This window comes from Bacillus sp. CR71 (assembly GCF_003429245.1).
GTDB classification, from domain to species: Bacteria; Bacillota; Bacilli; order Bacillales; family Bacillaceae_G; genus Bacillus_A; species Bacillus_A thuringiensis_S.
Window position 1 is genome coordinate 1,766,900 of sequence record NZ_CP031748.1, and the last position, 16,386, is coordinate 1,783,285.

A 16,386-nucleotide genomic window follows, 5' to 3' on the forward strand; every position below is an offset into this window, starting at 1 on the left:
TGTAGAGATGTAGTGATTTTCACTAGAAAATAGCGGGTTTTGTAGTGGATTTTACAAATAAAGCAAATTACTAAACTTTTTACAAGAAAGGGTGTAGAATGGGTATCTAAAGAAAGAAGGTGTGAAAATGGCCAGCTGGAAACGAAATTTGATGATTTGTTGGCTAGGTTGTTTTACCACTGCAGCCGGTATGAGTTTAGTAATTCCTTTTTTATCTTTTTATATTGAGGAATTAGGAGTAACTGGCACTTCTAGTATTGCACAGTGGTCGGGACTTGCATTTGGTATAACATTTTTAATGGGTGCGATCGTATCACCAATATGGGGAAAGCTTGGTGATATACATGGACGGAAATTGATGCTTATTCGTGCGAGCCTTGGTATGGCGATTATTATGACGCTTATGGGGTTTGTAACGGATGTGTATCAACTAGTCGCACTAAGATTTTTGATGGGAGCGGTATCTGGTTTCCTTTCAACGGCGATGACATTTATTGCAGCAGAAACTCCGAAAGAGCATTCAGGTTGGGCAATTTCTACAATTTCAACTGGGGGCGTGAGCGGTTCTTTACTTGGCCCATTACTTGGTGGTTATTTGTCGGAGTTAATTGGAATGCGCCATGTTTTTCTTGTTACAGGAGCTTTTTTATTCCTTTCTTTTCTCATCGTTTTTTTCTTCCTACATGAAGAGAATCACTCCGCTCAAGCAAAAAAAGTACAACAGAAAAAAGTATGGACGATGGTTCCAGCAAAGCATTTAATTATTAGTTTATTTGTAACAACATTTATTATTCAACTTGCGAACATGTCAATTCAACCTATTATTACATTGTATGTAAAGAATTTAGAAGGCCCAGGAACAGCTCATATTGAAATGATTGCAGGTGCAGTCATGTCTGCGACAGGTTTAGCTATTATTATGGCAGCTCCTAAGCTAGGTAGATTATCAGATCAAATTGGTCCTCAAAAAACGTTAGTTGTAGCGTTGTTTGCTGCAGGAATTATTTTTATCCCGCAAGCATTTGTAACCTCAGCTTGGCAACTATTAATTCTTCGATTTTTATTAGGTATCGCACAAGCAGGATTATTACCTTCCGTACAAACTCTACTAAAACAACATACACCAACCCATGTAACGGGACGAATATTTGGATATAATCAATCGTTTCAGTTTTTAGGAAATATGATTGGACCAGTACTTGGTGGACAAATTGCAGCACATGCGGGCTTCCAATATGTTTTCTTCTCTACATCATCACTATTATTTATTGCGTGCATTTGGGTTTATTTTCATAATAAGAACGAAGAGGTATCAGAGAAACGACATTTGGAAGTTAGTTAACTAAGTGAATGAAAAAGAAGAGGATGAAGCAACGATTGCTTCATCCTTTTCTTTAAAATTGAAGACAAAGATAACTTAATGTACCCATCTCATAACTGCGGTGAATGACTTCACCGTTATTTTCACCGCTTCCCATAGCGATAAATAAAGGAACAAAATGCTCTGCTCTTGGTACTGCTAATTGTGCATGAGGGGCATTGTTCTCCCAATTAAATAATGCATCTTTATCAGTAGTCTGCATATGTTTAATAATCCAATCATCAAATTCAATTGCCCATTGTTCGGGTGTCGTTTGATTCCATTTCAAAGCTCGTAAGTTATGAACAGTAACACCGCTACCGATTATTAAAATATCTTCTTGTCCAAGCCCTTTAAGTGCTTCTCCAATCTTAAATTGCTCTTTTGCAGGAAGGAATGGATTGACTGAAATTTGGACGACAGGAATATTTGCTTCTGGATACATGCGGTGCAGAAGAGTCCATGAGCCATGATCTAAACCTCTCGTCATATTATGATGGACTGGAATACCTTTGTTTTTAAATTTTGTTTCTAACATAGATGCAATGTTAGAAGAACCTTTCGCACGATATTTGATTTCGTATAACTCAGGAGGAAAACCTCCAAAATCATAAATTGTTTCATATTCGTTATCTGATGAAGAAATCGTTAATGCTTCACTTTCCCAATGAGCAGTGAAAATAATAATCGCTTTCGGTTTATATGTTGCTCCAAGTGTTTTTAAAAACCTTGTATAGTCTGTATCTTGAATAGCAAGCATCGGTGATCCGTGTGCTAAAAATAATGATGGCATCATAATAGAAACCTCCCAAAAAATATAATAATTACTTTATGTAAGTAACTATATAATCTTATTTCAAATTCGTCAACATAATAGTTATTGAGCTAATTGGAAAAGTGCGGCATTTGTCATAATGAAAGCAATTGCATATAATACATAATAAGAATAATGAATGGATATTCATTTTTTGATATACATAATAGAGTTGGGGGCTGACGAAATGAACGTACAGGAAAGTTTCGTTACGGCATTGGATGGATCGGAAATTTATTTACGTAAGTGGCTACCAGAAAGAGATCCGCGAGGAATTATTCAAATTGCACATGGTATGACAGAACATGCAGGTGTTTATACAGACTTTATTGCTGCGTTATTAAAAGCAGGGTATGGTGTTTATGCACATGATCATAAAGGTCATGGGAAAACAGTGAAAAGAGAAGAAGATTATGGTCATTTTAAACCAAATGTAGGTTGGAATGAGGCTGTTTCTGATGTTATTTTTGTATCAGAAACGATAAGAAAAGAGCAGACATGCCCGTTATTTTTACTTGGACATAGTATGGGTTCTTTTTTATCAAGACGTGCTGTACAACTGAAAGGTGAATTATATGATGGATTCCTTATTTCAGGAACTGGTGGAAATCCAGGGATTTTAGGAAGTATCGGTCATAAAGTAGCGACAATTGAGATGAAATTACGCGGGGAAAAAACGAAAAGTCCAATGTTAAATTTTTTATCTTTCGGAAACTTCAATTCACACTTTAAACCAAATCGTACAAAATTTGATTGGTTATCTTCAGATAACAGTCAAGTAGATAAATATATTGCGGACCCATTATGTGGATTCATTTGTACAACGAGTTTTTATCGAGAATTATTTTCTGGTGTATTAGAAGTAAATAAACTAGAAGAGTTCAAAAAAACACCGAAAAACCTTCCGATACATATTTTTTCAGGAGATCGTGATCCTGTTGGGGATATGGGGAAAGGTGTAAAAGAAGTATATGAAAACTATAAAAAATGTGGTGTGAAAGACGTGACACTACGTTTATATGAAAATGGTAGACATGAAATGTTTCATGAAGTAAATAAGGATGAAGTATTTAAAGATTTAATTTCGTGGTTAGATGCGCATAATAAATGAGAAAGATAATCCCAAACTGTTTGTAGTTTGGGATTATTTATTATACAGAAATAGGGGCAATAAATTCTTAAATTCACTTTACTTAATAAAAAATAAATCTTATTCTATAGTCGTTCAAAAAATAAAGAAATATTGTATGAGAGGAAACCTCACTTTTCTGAAGTGAGGTTTTTTGTAGTAACGAAGTAATAGTGAATAAAACTAATTTTAAAAGTAACTTAAAATCAACCTTTTTATAAAGCAACAGATGCCTGTTCATAATAGTAGTATAATAGTGAATGAGGTGTTAATAGAATGGAAGATAGAACGTTAGGTTTATTACTAGATGTTGTTGGGGAATTATTTTCAGATGAAATTTCAATTGCTGTTTCGAATACGAAAGAATATATTTACTATCGGCCAAGTAAACGAATTGATTTAAAGATTAGTGTCGGGGATCCTATAAAGGAAGGAACGATTGCTCATAAAGCGATGGTGATGAACCAAAAAACCTCTGAGTTTATTAATCGGGATGTTTTTGGTATTCCTTATCATGGAATGGCTGTACCATTTTCAAACAATGGAAAGCTTGAAGGGTGCGTAACGGCAATTTATCCAGCTTTAACGGATGGAAAGTCAGTTGTTACTTTAAAAACAACAGACGGCTGGATTCCGGTTCCTTTTTCAAAGGTTATGTATTTAGAGGCTAAAGATAAAAAGACGTATGTGAATTCAGAAGAGTTATCAGGAACACATAAATACTCTCTGCAAGAATTCGAATACTTGCTTCCGAAAGATTCATTTATTAGATGTCATCGTTCGTTTATTGTAAATGTTAATCATATTAAAGCGATTTATCCTGATACCCATTCTACTTTTGTACTTTCAATGGATAATGGTGAGAGAGTACCAGTTAGTCAATCGTACGCTAGTTATTTCCGTAAGCTTCTAGGATTCTAAGTTTTTCTGCTTTAGAACCTAGATTTGCTGTTCTGTCTGAATTTTCGGCATTGTATACTAAAATCCCTATTTTGATAGTGTTAATGTGTAAAATAATTATGAATATTCAATGAGAGAGGGATTACATATGGAGAATAACTTAGATAGAATCAGAGATCAACGTCTAAAAGATCGGGTAGTTACACCTGAGGAAGCAGCTTCCTGGATTCAAAGTGGAATGACTTTAGGCTTAAGTGGGTTTACACGTGCAGGTGATGTAAAAGCAGTCCCATTTGCGCTTGTAAACCGAGTTAAGAATGATGAATCTTTTAAAGTAAATGTTTATACTGGGGCTTCTTTAGGCTCGGATGTAGACAAATTATTTGCTGAGGCAGGAATTTTAGGGAAAAGATTACCTTTCCAAGCTGACGCGACTATGCGAAAAGGAATTAATAACGGAGACTTTTTATTTGTGGATCAACATTTGTCTCATACAGCAGAGTTACTCCGCGCTGACGTTCTGGATATAGATTTCGCTATTTTGGAAGCGGTTGCGATTACAGAGGACGGAATGATTATTCCAACCACTTCAATTGGAAATTCCTTAGCGTTTTCCTTAAATGCTAAGTCTATTATTATTGAAATGAATATGGCTCAATCCGCGCAATTAGAGGGGCTACATGATCTATATGAACCAGGTAAACAAGGAGAGAGGCTGCCAATTCCGCTTGTGAAAACAGATGACCGAATTGGAACAATCGGTATTCAAATTGATCCTGAAAAAGTAAAGGGAATTGTGTTTACGAATCAATTGGATTCGCCATCGACAATTGTTCCTCCGGATGAAGAAACTGTTATTATGGCACAGCATTTAATAGAATTCCTTCGAGAAGAAGTCAAAGTAGGCCGATTAACAAATCGTTTAGCGCCGTTACAATCAGGAATTGGTTCAGTGGCTAATGCAGTATTGCACGGAATGTTAGATTCAGAATTTGAAGATTTAGAAGTATATTCCGAGGTTTTACAAGATGCAGTTTTTGATCTTATGGATGCTGGAAAAGTCAATTTTGCTTCTTGTTGTTCTATCACGCTTTCTGAAGAGAAAATGCAACAAGTATTTTCTAACTTTGAAAAATATCGTGACAAATTAATGATGCGTCCACAAGAGATTTCCAATCATCCTGAAATTATTCGTCGCCTTGGATTAATCTCAATTAATACTGCATTAGAATTAGATATATACGGAAATGTTAACTCTACTCACGTTTTAGGTACAAAAATGATGAATGGTATTGGTGGGTCTGGTGATTTTGCAAGAAATGCTCGCTTAGCTATCTTTGTTACTAAATCGATTGCGAAAGGTGGTAACATTTCAAGCATCGTTCCTTTTATTTCTCATGTAGACCATACTGAACATGATGTAGATGTTATCGTCACTGAACAGGGGTATGCTGACTTAAGGGGACTTGCGCCAAGAGAAAGAGTGGAACTTATTATTGAGAATTGCGTACATCCAATGTATCGTGCCCAGCTACGAGCTTATTACGAAGAAGCAAAAACAAGAGGTGGACAAACTCCTCATATTTTAGAAAAAGCTTTTTCTTGGCATACGAACTATGCTAAAAATGGAACAATGCTTGAAGCGGTAGTAGAAACTGTATAGGTGTGTATCGTACGAAATAGTAAAACGAATGAGTGAGCTTGAAGATTAAATTTTAGAAAAAGAGAACGCCGACTTTTAGGGATGGCGTTCTTTTTCTTTAAATAAATTGTTAAAAATCGTACTGATTATAATAAAGATTTATAAAAGTAATTTCTAATTTATGAAAATAAAAGGTTTTTTGAAGTGCTTTCCGAATCAATTTAGTAGTTTACATATTGAAAGTGAGGAAAAAGAATCATGAAGATAAGAGAAGCGTTATTAAGTGAAGCAAATGAATTAAGTGAATTCGCACTACATTCAAAAGCAACGTGGAATTATAGTGAAGAATTCATACTTGCCTGTAAGGAAGATTTAACAATTACGGAAGAGTACATAAAAAATAATTTTGTATATGTTTTAGAAAACGATAATACGAAGATTGGGTTTTTCTCATTTTTACATAACGATAAAGCTCTCGATTTCTTATACATTCATCCTCGTTACAAAGGAAAGGGGTATGGAAAAATAATGTGGAAGTTTGTAATAGAGTAAGCAAAGGAACTAGGAATAAAAAGCTTTACAATTGATAGTGATCCGAATGCAAAAGGATATTACTTAAAAATGGGAGCACAGTTAATAGGAGAGACACCATCAACTGTCTTTAAGGGTCGTTTACTGCCTCTTTTGAAATATGATGTGTAAAACTATTAATAGTAGGGGAAGATTAGAATGGATGATGTAAAGGAAAAAAGAATATATGAAGCACTAATAAAATCGTGGTCGATTGAAACAAGTTCAAAGTGGACAATTGAAAATCCAGCAAAGGGACAATGTGGTGTTACAGCTCTTGTCGTTCAAGACATATACGGAGGAGAAATTAAAAAGACAAAAGTAAGAGAGGTATGGCACTTTTATAACTTTATAGATGGGCAGAGATTTGATTTTACAGAGACTCAATTCAATGGGAAATTGAATTATATGGATGAAAAGTCAAATCGGGAAGAAGCATTTGCAGATACAAATGAAAAGCAATATAGCATTTTGAAGGAAAAAATAACAAAAGAATTAAAATTATCTTTTGACTCTTAATCTTTAATAAGTTACTATAATGGTGGTAACTTATTAAAGGGAACTTCATAGAGTTGAAAGGGGAAATACTTTTGAAAACAACTTATGTAAACGCTACAATTGTAACGATGAATGAACAAAACGAAGTGATAGAAAATGGATATATCATTGTAGAAAATGATCAAATTATAGATGTAAAGAGCGGAGAATTCGCTAATGATTTTGCAGTAGATGAAGTAATTGACATGAAAGGAAAGTGGGTTTTACCAGGGCTTGTAAATACACATACACACGTTGTAATGAGTCTCTTAAGAGGTATTGGCGATGATATGTTATTACAACCATGGCTTGAGACGAGAATTTGGCCACTTGAAAGTCAGTTTACTCCAGAGCTTGCGGTTGCTAGTACGGAATTAGGATTACTTGAAATGGTGAAAAGTGGTACAACATCATTCTCTGACATGTTTAATCCAATTGGAGTAGATCAAGATGCAATTATGGAAACGGTATCAAAGAGTGGGATGCGAGCTGCTGTTTCAAGAACTTTATTTAGCTTCGGAACGAAAGACGATGAAAAGAAAGCAATCGAAGAAGCTGAGAAATATGTGAAGCGTTACTATAACGAAAGTGGCATGTTAACTACGATGGTTGCACCACATAGTCCATATACATGTAGTGCAGAACTGTTAGAAGAGTGCGCTCGTATTGCAGTAGAAAATCAAACGATGGTTCATATTCATCTTTCGGAAACAGAGCGTGAAGTACGTGATATTGAAGCGCAGTACGGGAAACGTCCAGTAGAATATGCAGCAAGTTGCGGGTTGTTTAAACGCCCAACAGTTATTGCACACGGTGTAGTATTAAATGAAAATGAGCGTGCATTTTTAGCAGAACATGATGTTCGAGTAGCACATAACCCAAATAGTAATTTAAAACTAGGTTCTGGTATAGCAAATGTAAAAGCGATGCTAGAGGCAGGAATGAAAGTAGGAATTGCAACAGATAGTGTGGCATCTAACAACAATTTAGATATGTTTGAAGAAATGCGCATAGCGACTTTACTACAAAAAGGTATTCACCAAGATGCAACAGCGTTACCAGTTGAAACAGCTCTTACACTTGCGACTAAAGGAGCTGCTGAAGTAATCGGGATGAAACAAACAGGATCACTTGAGGTTGGAAAGTGTGCTGATTTTATTACGATTGACCCATCTAATAAGCCGCATTTACAACCAGCAGATGAAGTGTTATCGCACCTGGTATATGCAGCTAGTGGAAAAGATATAAGCGATGTAATTATTAACGGAAAGCGTGTCGTTTGGAATGGCGAATGTAAAACGTTAGATGAAGAGCGTATTATATTTGAAGCGAGTCGTTATAAACGAGGTTTACAAAGATAGATAATTATGTGGCAGTTGAAAAAGCTATCCTTTTTTAAAAGGATAGCTTTTTTCTCGAACGAATAAATATTCAAAAGAATGTCGCATCTTTCTGTTCATATTTCTGCTATAATATATTACGCTTTATAATATTTTATATTTAAGGAGAACAACTCATGAAGCGAAAAAAGAGCCATTTAATGGTAATGGCACTTGTTACATCTTTATTATTAACAGCTTGTAATAATAAAGCGGATAAAAGTGACATAGAGGTTAAAAAACAAGTGTTAAATGTAACAGTATCAGAAGAAATTCCTTCTCTGGACACTGTGAAAACAACAGATGGTACATCAGCGCACGTTATGCAGAATATATTTGAAGGGTTATATGTATTAAATGATCAAGATCAGCCTACTCCAGCCATAGCAAAATCGTTTAAAAGAAGTGAAGATGGTAAGAAATATACATTTGACTTGCGTAAAGATGCAAAATGGTCAAATGGGGATAATGTAACAGCAAATGATTTTATGTTTGCGTGGAAACGTGCAATTAACCCTGAAACAGCATCTCAATATGCGTCCATGCTCTTTTATGTAAAAAATGCGAAAGAGATTAATAAGGGAGCAATGTCTCTAGATGAACTTGGAGTTACGGTTATAAATGATTATAAGTTAGAAGTTGAACTAGAACAGCCAATTCCGTATTTTTTACAGTTGTTAGCATTACCTATATATTTACCACAGCATGAATCATTTTTGAAAGAACAAGGAAACAATTATGCATTGGAACCTAGTAATCTCATATATAACGGTCCATTTGTATTAGAAAAATGGAAGCATGAACAAGAGTTTCAATTAAAGAAAAATGCTACATATTGGGATCAAAAGAAAGTGAAACTAGACGAAATAAACTTTCATATCGTGAAGGATACAATGACAGCTGTAAATTTATATGAAGCCGGAGATTTGGACCGGGTACCTATTAATTCGCAAGTTGTAGACAAGTATAAGGGGAATAAGGAATTACATATGTCGAGTGATCCTGGAATTGCTATGCTTCGTTTTAATGAAAAAAATACCGCGTTAGCAAATAAAAAGGTGCGTCAATCTATTTCATTAGCGTTAAATAAAGATGATTTCGTTGCTCACTTTATTAATAACGGAGCAAAACCTGCAAGTGGACTTGTACCAGTTGGTCATGTAAATGAAGAGACTGGCAAAGATTTTAGAAAAGAAAACGGAGATCTTTCTCTATATGACTTACAAAAGGCGAAAAAGATTTGGGAAGAAGCGAAAAAAGAACTTGGAGTAGGCGAAGTAAACCTTGAGTTTCTAACATTTGAACAAGATAACGCAAAACGTATGGCAGAATATATAAAAGGTGACTTAGAAAAGTATTTGCATGGATTAACGATACAAATTAAACAACAGCCATTTAAGCAAAAATTACAGTTAGAACAAACAGGTGATTACGATATAACTATGGCAAATTGGGGACCTGACTATAAAGACCCAATTAGTTATTTAGAGTTATTTACGACAGGGAATCCGAATAATAAAATGAATTATTCTAATGTTCGTTACGATGAATTAATAAAGAAAGCGAAAACGGATTTTGTACTAGATAGGGAAAAACGATGGGAAGCGTTGCGAGAAGCCGAGCAGGTATTATTAGAAGATGCTGCGGTGGCGCCGCTTTATCATATTGGCTCAGCGTATGTACAAAAGGAGTATGTAAAAGGGATTGAAAAACATCAATTTGGTGGTGTTTATACTTATAAGAATGCTTATATTGCTAATGAATAAATACAAAAAACCTTACTTTTTAAAAGTAAGGTTTTTTACACATGAATTCTATTAAACCGATTTTAATAAAGCGTAAAAATTCGTATCATATGGGATATCATCTTGATACATATAATTTTTTAGAACGCCTTCTTTTTCAAAGCCTAATTTTAATAGTACTTTATTGGAAGCTTCATTTTCAAGAAATACAATTGCCCCGATCCGCTTTAAATGAATCGTATGGAAACCGTATGATATAACCTCAGAAACAGCTTCAGTCGCATATCCTTTTCCCCAGTGTTCAGGTAAAAAGGCATAACTTATATTGGCTCGTTTATGCTCAGAAGACCAATCGTGAAAACCAATGGTACCGATGAGTTCTTTCTTGTCTTTTAATTCGATTCCCCATTTTATACCGTTTCTTGCATTGTAACTGAGCTTAAAGTTATGAATGATTTGTTTCACTTGATCAACATCTTGTAACGGTTTTTGGCCATAATAGCGCAGTACATTAGTATTAGAAAAGCATTGTAGTATACGCGGTGCATCTTCTTCGGTAAGTTCTCTTAAAATAAGTCTTTCAGTTTTTAATAAAGGAAACATATTTTCGCTCCTTTGCACATGAAAATAGAATGTATTTGTTATTATATAATTTAATCTGAAAATAAAGATTATTCAAATTGTATGTAAATTATTGGCTGGAAATAAATTATATAATTTATTTTAAAAAGACTTTATAGGATTAATACAAATAATGAATTGAAAAAGGGTATTCCAAATTAAAATTGGAATACCCTTTTTTCATTACCCTACAAACGTTTGATACAGTAAGAAAATATTTAAAATGATAACGAGTGCTGCAATTATCCATGCGATAAATGTTGTTATACGGTGGTTAACGAGTGCACCCATAATCTTTTTATTACTTGTAAACATAATAAGTGGCACTAGTGCAAATGCAATACCAAATGATAAGACAACTTGACTCATAACGAGAGCGTAAGTTGGATTTACACCTAAAGCGATAATAACTAGTGGTGGAATCATTGTAATAAATCGACGTAAATATAACGGAATATGCATGCGAATGAATCCTTGCATAATAATATCACCTGACATTGTACCGACAGAAGAGCTTGATAAACCTGCTGATAAAAGTCCAATCCCAAATAATGCAGCCGATACAGGACCTACTAAGTTGGTAAATTGAGTGTAAGCAACATCTAAATCTTCAACGTGCATACCGTTTTTAAAGAATAGTGCAGCTGCTACAATTAACATACTTGCATTAATTGCTCCAGCGATAACCATTGCAATAATAATATCGATAAATTCGAAACGAAAAATCTTTTTCTTTTGTTCGTCAGTTGTTCCAACCACGCGGCGTTGTGTTAATGCAGAATGCAAGTATATTGCATGCGGCATAACTGTCGCACCTAAAATCCCTGCTGCAAGTAATATACTGTCTACACCTTGGAATTTCGGAATAAATAGTCCTGAAAGAAGGGGACTTAATTCTGGTTTTGCATAAAAAACTTGGATCCCAAATGCTATTACTACAATAAAGATCATCCCTGTAATAATAGCTTCTAGTGAGCGAAATCCTCTGCGTTGAAACTCAAGAATAATAAATGATCCGACTGCTGTAATTAAAGCAGCTGGTAACATAGGTATTCCAAATAATAAATACAATCCGAGTGCTGCCCCGATAAATTCAGCTAAATCTGTAGCCATAATAACGAGTTCACCTTGTATCCATAAGCCGATAGACACAGGCTTTGGAAAGTTTTCACGAGCTATTTCGGGTAAATTGTTTCCTGTAGCAATTCCTAATTTAGCCGATAAAGTTTGGATTAATACAGCCATTAAGTTAGAAGCGAATATAACCCATAATAGTAAATATCCATATTGTGAACCAGCTGCGATATTTGTAGCAAAGTTGCCAGGATCAATATAAGCAACGGACGCGATAAAAGCGGGCCCTAAAAATGGTAACAGTCTTTTCCAGCCTTTTGTTTCTCCACTTAAAGCTAAGTGAGCTGATTGTACAGTTGTACTTTCAGAAGGGAGATGTTCATCTTTTGTTATATCTTTATTCATAGTAGTTTTCCCCTTTAAAATGTTAACTTGATGAAATTATTGTATTTATTCTTACTCATTATTTCAATACATTTAAATATGTTATGTGATAATTTCATTTGAACACGAAAGTTTCCTTAATGCAAATTATATGCCTTTATGCAATGGATGGTGTGATAATGTAAAATGAATTGGGAGTTTATGGTGTGATGACATGGGGAAACATAGTGAATTAAAGGGCTGTTTTTGAAATTTATGTGAACATAAAGCCGATAATACAGCATATTAATTGATGGAATTGCATTTGTATGATATATAATATATTGGGATTACAACATAACCATAGTGTTTTGATGTGTAATCTTGTTTTTTTATTTTTGTTAACTGATAGAAAATAGTATAAAGAAAAGAAAATGGGATTCATTTTCTTATTATATATGTTTTGATATGAACGTTAACTTATACATGATTTTAAAAATTAGATAGGTGGTAGAAATACATTGGCAACTACAAAACCATACAGAGTATTACTATATTACATGTACACAACAATTGAAAATCCAGAAGAATTCGCGGCAGAGCATTTAGAATTTTGTAATTCACTTGAATTAAAAGGAAGAATTCTTGTAGCAAAAGAAGGTATTAACGGAACTTGTTCTGGAACTGTAGAGCAAACAGAAAAATACATGGAAGCAATGAACAATGATCCACGTTTTGATGGTATCGTATTTAAAATAGATGAAGAAGAAGGGCATGCATTCAAGAAAATGCACGTACGTCCTCGTCCAGAATTAGTTACACTTCGTCTAGAAGATGACATTAACCCACACGAAATAACTGGGAAGTATTTAGAGCCAAAAGATTTTTATGAGGCAATGAAACAAGAAGATACAGTTATCATTGATGCACGAAATGATTATGAATTTGATTTAGGACACTTCAAAGGTGCGATTAAACCTGATATTGAATCATTCCGTGAATTACCAGATTGGATTAGAGAAAACAAAGAAACACTTGAAGGTAAAAAGATTTTAACTTATTGTACAGGCGGAATTCGTTGTGAGAAATTCTCAGGTTGGTTAGTTCGTGAAGGTTATGAAGATGTAAGTCAGCTTCACGGCGGAATTGTAACGTACGGAAAAGACCCAGAAGTACAAGGTGAGCTTTGGGATGGACAATGTTACGTGTTTGATGAGCGTATCGCTGTACCAGTAAATCAAAAAGAACATGTTATCGTTGGTAAAGACCACTTTACAGGTGAACCATGTGAGCGCTATGTAAACTGTTCAAATCCAGAATGTAATAAGAAAATTTTATGTTCTGAAGAAAACGAAGCGAAATATTTACGTGCATGTTCTCATAAATGTCGTGTAAGTCCACGTAACCGCTACGTAATACAACATGAATTAACGGAAGAGCAAGTAGCTGCTGCATTAGAGAAAATCGAAGCAGGGAAGTAAGCTGAATTCGTATAATAAAAAGGTACTCCAAGCTTTATTTTGGAGTACCTTTTTTGTTATACGGTTCTGTCATTTGTCGGTAAGTCGATATATTTGAAAAATCGCTGATAAAAATTTCATTTACTGCAGCGTACCACATATTTGGAAATAACCTTCTTTAATTTTTATCCTCTTTTTCTTTTACAGCAGACAGTACAGTTTGTTTTACCCATGCTTTTCTTCTTTTGTGCTGCACAGCCCATTGGTATAACCCTTGAGCGCCTAAAATAAGTGAAATGACAATGCCGCTAATCGCAATTAATAGAGCGAAAAATTCAAGAGGTGACGATATTTTGTTTGAATCGGTGTTTCTTAGAAGATCGATCATAGTAAACCCTAACATTTGGCCAACTACAGAGTAGAGCGTTAAAATTAATAATAAGAGACTATCTTTTTTTGAGGCGACATTTTCTTGATATTTAAACAAACTATCAAGATTTTGTTTCGCGTTCGAGTATAAAACCTCAATATTAAAAAGTTTTCTTAAGCGGAAGAAAATATCTTCACTTTGTGATTGAGATACTAATTCTAAAGAAAAATAATTAGCAGTGAACGAATTAATCGAATAAATTAATTTCTCTATTTCATTAGTATCTTGTTCAATATTTAGCTCAGCATAGGCGTTTGCCATTTTTAATAAAACAATTTTATGGAATAGGTTTAATAATAAAGCGTAATAAAATTCTCCGTACATTTGACTAGCAAGTTTATCGATTTCGCGTTCTCCTTCATTTGTTACACATGTAAAAATATGTTCTTCCATAATGAAATAACGATTTGGAGCCCATCTCTGGTAAGCGTGTTTTTTTAAATAGTTATGAATGTAAGGAAGGTTACTTGCACTCACATATGGCTTACCATCACTTGTTAATCCGGAAAGACTGGAAGTACGATAAACATCCACTTCATTAAGTTCCATACCTTCTTTTAGTGACAATAAAGTTTGGACGTACATTCTCTGGTCTTCAAAGAAAGGGAAGGTTTGAAAGTATGAACTTCTTAATCTCTTCTTTTCAAAGAAATCAGTTACGCCATGAAATAAATAACCAAAAATGAATTTTTCAACTTGGGAATACTTTTTTCCGTTACATTCAATACAAATAGACTCATTTGTATCAGTTTTAGTTTCAAGTACACGGAAGCGATCTGCGAATTCGATTGCTTCAGATAAAGTCATGTTTGGAGCAGTGTTTACTTCTGTTCGAATTGTTAAGAAGCCAAGTTCATAAGGACAAAGTGTTACATCAATAGAGTGTATCTTGAATGGAATTGAAATAAGGTTTGTTGTTAAATGTCCAGTTAAGTTAAGATCTTTTGAATAACGTTGCAAGCCCTTTTGATGCTCTGAGTGAGGAAAGAGAATTTTATTTGTAAATGAAAGATAGTATGCTTCCATATTTTGATGTGAAACTTTAAACTCCCCATAATATGTATTTTCATCATCGAGATGATCGAGCCGAAAAGGACGAAAATCGTTTTTTTGTAAGAAAGGGAACATATTTTGTTCATATCCAGTTTTAAACGAAAACGGGAATATAAATTGGAATATAGCTGTTGCTACACCTTTTTCCTCAATTGTTTGTATTGCCTCCATCTACATTGTTTCCTTTCCATATATGCTATAGAAACAACATGCCCAAATTTATTTGAAAATAACCACTGTTTTATACTCAATTGAGAGTGAAAATTCAGCTTATTTAGCAGAGGACATGTATAATGTTATGTATACTAAAAGTTGTAAAATTGTATTTTGAAAAGGGGGATGCTGTATGCGGATTTTAGTATTAGGCGCTGGTGGAGTCGGAGGGTTTTTTGGTGGCAGATTAGTCGAAAAGGGAGAAGATGTTACATTTCTTGTTCGTAGTAAACGGAAAAAACAATTAGAGGAAAGAGGACTTGTAATCCGAAGTGTTAACGGGGATTTTTCCTTCCAACCGAAATTAATAACGAAAGAAGAGAGAACTTCTCCATTTGATGTCATTTTATTTTCAACAAAAGCGTATCACTTAAACGAGGCTATTCAAGATTTGAAGCCGTTTGTTGGCGAAAATACTGTAATCATTCCATTGTTAAATGGTATCGCTCATTTATCACTACTACAAAAAGAATTCGGCGAAGAAAAAGTAATTGGCGGTTTATGCTTTATCGAGACGACGTTAAACGATCAAGGAGAAATTGTACAAACTAGTGCTGCCAACAGACTTGTGTTTGGAGAAATTAAGTCTCAAAATTCAGAAAGAGTAAAGCATATTTCTAAAGCATTTGCAGGTACGAAGTCTAGTTTTGTTTTAAGTGAAAATATTACGCAAGATATGTGGCATAAATATTTATTTATTACTGTAATGTCAGGTGTGACAACGTTAATGCGTGCACCAATTGGACCAATCCGTGAAAGTGAAGGCGGCCGTGATTTTATCCGTAATGTGTTTGAGGAATCTGTACAAATCATGAGAGTATTAGGAGCTCCAGTAAAGGAAAATATTGCCCAGGAACATATGAAAACGATTGATAAAATTTCGTATGATATGAAGTCATCGATGCAGCGTGATATGGAAAAGGGTTCATTTATTGAAGGGAAGCACTTGCAAGGATATTTACTGGATGTAGCAGAGAAATTTTCTATAGCGGCACCATTATTAGGAACTATATATCAAAATTTAAAGGTGTATGAAGAGATGACCTTTAACAAATCTGTAATAGAATTAGATGTATGAAAAAATAAAAAAGATAGC

13 protein-coding genes and 1 pseudogene are annotated in these 16,386 nt (G+C 34.4%); 10 read left to right on the top strand and 4 right to left on the bottom strand.

The window, feature by feature from the left end; genetic code table 11:
- Positions 1–127: 127 nt before the first annotated feature.
- On the top strand, positions 128–1,342 hold the full coding sequence (locus DOS87_RS09180) for a multidrug efflux MFS transporter (protein WP_000179292.1): 1,215 nt from the start codon (positions 128–130) through the stop codon (positions 1,340–1,342).
- Positions 1,343–1,394: 52 nt separating this feature from the next.
- On the opposite strand, the gene DOS87_RS09185 is transcribed toward DOS87_RS09180, so the two are convergent.
- Positions 1,395–2,156: a DODA-type extradiol aromatic ring-opening family dioxygenase gene (locus DOS87_RS09185; RefSeq protein WP_000982885.1), complete on the bottom strand. Its 762-nt coding sequence runs from the start codon at positions 2,154–2,156 to the stop codon at positions 1,395–1,397.
- 205 nt (positions 2,157–2,361) lie between these two features.
- On the opposite strand from DOS87_RS09185, the gene DOS87_RS09190 reads away from it, so the two are divergent.
- From DOS87_RS09190 to DOS87_RS09220, 7 genes and pseudogenes are all read left to right on the top strand, one after another.
- Positions 2,362–3,285, top strand: a complete 924-nt coding sequence (locus DOS87_RS09190) for an alpha/beta hydrolase (protein ID WP_001102604.1) — start codon at positions 2,362–2,364, stop codon at positions 3,283–3,285.
- Between the two features lie 294 nt (positions 3,286–3,579).
- Entirely contained in the window at positions 3,580–4,224 is a 645-nt protein-coding gene (locus DOS87_RS09195; protein ID WP_000390209.1) for a LytTR family DNA-binding domain-containing protein, read from the top strand.
- Between the two features lie 127 nt (positions 4,225–4,351).
- Complete coding sequence (locus tag DOS87_RS09200; RefSeq protein ID WP_000429818.1) at positions 4,352–5,866, top strand: succinyl-CoA:acetate CoA-transferase ScpC; 1,515 nt, start codon at positions 4,352–4,354, stop codon at positions 5,864–5,866.
- 237 nt (positions 5,867–6,103) lie between these two features.
- Positions 6,104–6,547, top strand: a pseudogene (locus tag DOS87_RS09205) (GNAT family N-acetyltransferase).
- A gap of 27 nt (positions 6,548–6,574) precedes the next feature.
- Entirely contained in the window at positions 6,575–6,934 is a 360-nt protein-coding gene (locus DOS87_RS09210) for a YunG family protein (RefSeq protein WP_000342908.1), read from the top strand.
- Positions 6,935–6,987: 53 nt separating this feature from the next.
- Positions 6,988–8,313 carry a bifunctional S-methyl-5'-thioadenosine deaminase/S-adenosylhomocysteine deaminase gene (locus DOS87_RS09215; protein ID WP_002083246.1) on the top strand — a complete coding sequence of 442 codons (1,326 nt, stop codon included), beginning with the start codon at positions 6,988–6,990 and terminating at the stop codon, positions 8,311–8,313.
- 155 nt (positions 8,314–8,468) lie between these two features.
- Complete coding sequence (locus tag DOS87_RS09220; protein ID WP_000823502.1) at positions 8,469–10,097, top strand: peptide ABC transporter substrate-binding protein; 1,629 nt, start codon at positions 8,469–8,471, stop codon at positions 10,095–10,097.
- A gap of 51 nt (positions 10,098–10,148) precedes the next feature.
- Here DOS87_RS09220 and DOS87_RS09225 read toward each other — a convergent pair whose 3' ends face one another.
- Both DOS87_RS09225 and DOS87_RS09230 read right to left on the bottom strand, forming a co-directional pair.
- A complete protein-coding gene (locus tag DOS87_RS09225) occupies positions 10,149–10,679 on the bottom strand; it encodes a GNAT family N-acetyltransferase (protein WP_000484220.1) in 531 nt (176 codons plus the stop codon).
- Positions 10,680–10,880: 201 nt separating this feature from the next.
- Positions 10,881–12,176, bottom strand: a complete 1,296-nt coding sequence (locus DOS87_RS09230; RefSeq protein ID WP_001030674.1) for an Nramp family divalent metal transporter — start codon at positions 12,174–12,176, stop codon at positions 10,881–10,883.
- Between the two features lie 479 nt (positions 12,177–12,655).
- Here DOS87_RS09230 and DOS87_RS09235 point away from each other — a divergent pair, with 479 nt between their 5' ends.
- The gene (locus DOS87_RS09235; RefSeq protein WP_000246235.1) at positions 12,656–13,615 is read left to right on the top strand and encodes an oxygen-dependent tRNA uridine(34) hydroxylase TrhO; all 960 of its coding nucleotides are present in this window, start codon (positions 12,656–12,658) and stop codon (positions 13,613–13,615) included.
- Between the two features lie 157 nt (positions 13,616–13,772).
- Here DOS87_RS09235 and DOS87_RS09240 read toward each other — a convergent pair whose 3' ends face one another.
- Positions 13,773–15,248 carry a hypothetical protein gene (locus tag DOS87_RS09240; RefSeq protein WP_000387459.1) on the bottom strand — a complete coding sequence of 492 codons (1,476 nt, stop codon included), beginning with the start codon at positions 15,246–15,248 and terminating at the stop codon, positions 13,773–13,775.
- Positions 15,249–15,423: 175 nt separating this feature from the next.
- On the opposite strand from DOS87_RS09240, the gene panE reads away from it, so the two are divergent.
- Positions 15,424–16,368 (top strand): 2-dehydropantoate 2-reductase, encoded by a 945-nt coding sequence (gene panE, locus DOS87_RS09245; RefSeq protein ID WP_001221905.1) that lies wholly within the window; start codon positions 15,424–15,426, stop codon positions 16,366–16,368.
- The last annotated feature ends 18 nt before the right edge of the window (positions 16,369–16,386 follow it).

What these genes read in the sequence shown, in the direction of transcription:
- DOS87_RS09180 (WP_000179292.1), top strand. Translation starts at nt 128, where the DNA reads ATGGCCAGCTGGAAACGAAATTTGATGATTTGTTGGCTAGGTTGTTTT.
- DOS87_RS09185 (WP_000982885.1), bottom strand. Translation starts at nt 2,156, where the DNA reads ATGATGCCATCATTATTTTTAGCACACGGATCACCGATGCTTGCTATT.
- DOS87_RS09190 (WP_001102604.1), top strand. Translation starts at nt 2,362, where the DNA reads ATGAACGTACAGGAAAGTTTCGTTACGGCATTGGATGGATCGGAAATT.
- DOS87_RS09195 (WP_000390209.1), top strand. Translation starts at nt 3,580, where the DNA reads ATGGAAGATAGAACGTTAGGTTTATTACTAGATGTTGTTGGGGAATTA.
- DOS87_RS09200 (WP_000429818.1), top strand. Translation starts at nt 4,352, where the DNA reads ATGGAGAATAACTTAGATAGAATCAGAGATCAACGTCTAAAAGATCGG.
- DOS87_RS09210 (WP_000342908.1), top strand. Translation starts at nt 6,575, where the DNA reads ATGGATGATGTAAAGGAAAAAAGAATATATGAAGCACTAATAAAATCG.
- DOS87_RS09220 (WP_000823502.1), top strand. Translation starts at nt 8,469, where the DNA reads ATGAAGCGAAAAAAGAGCCATTTAATGGTAATGGCACTTGTTACATCT.
- DOS87_RS09225 (WP_000484220.1), bottom strand. Translation starts at nt 10,679, where the DNA reads ATGTTTCCTTTATTAAAAACTGAAAGACTTATTTTAAGAGAACTTACC.
- DOS87_RS09230 (WP_001030674.1), bottom strand. Translation starts at nt 12,176, where the DNA reads ATGAATAAAGATATAACAAAAGATGAACATCTCCCTTCTGAAAGTACA.
- DOS87_RS09240 (WP_000387459.1), bottom strand. Translation starts at nt 15,248, where the DNA reads ATGGAGGCAATACAAACAATTGAGGAAAAAGGTGTAGCAACAGCTATA.
- panE (WP_001221905.1), top strand. Translation starts at nt 15,424, where the DNA reads ATGCGGATTTTAGTATTAGGCGCTGGTGGAGTCGGAGGGTTTTTTGGT.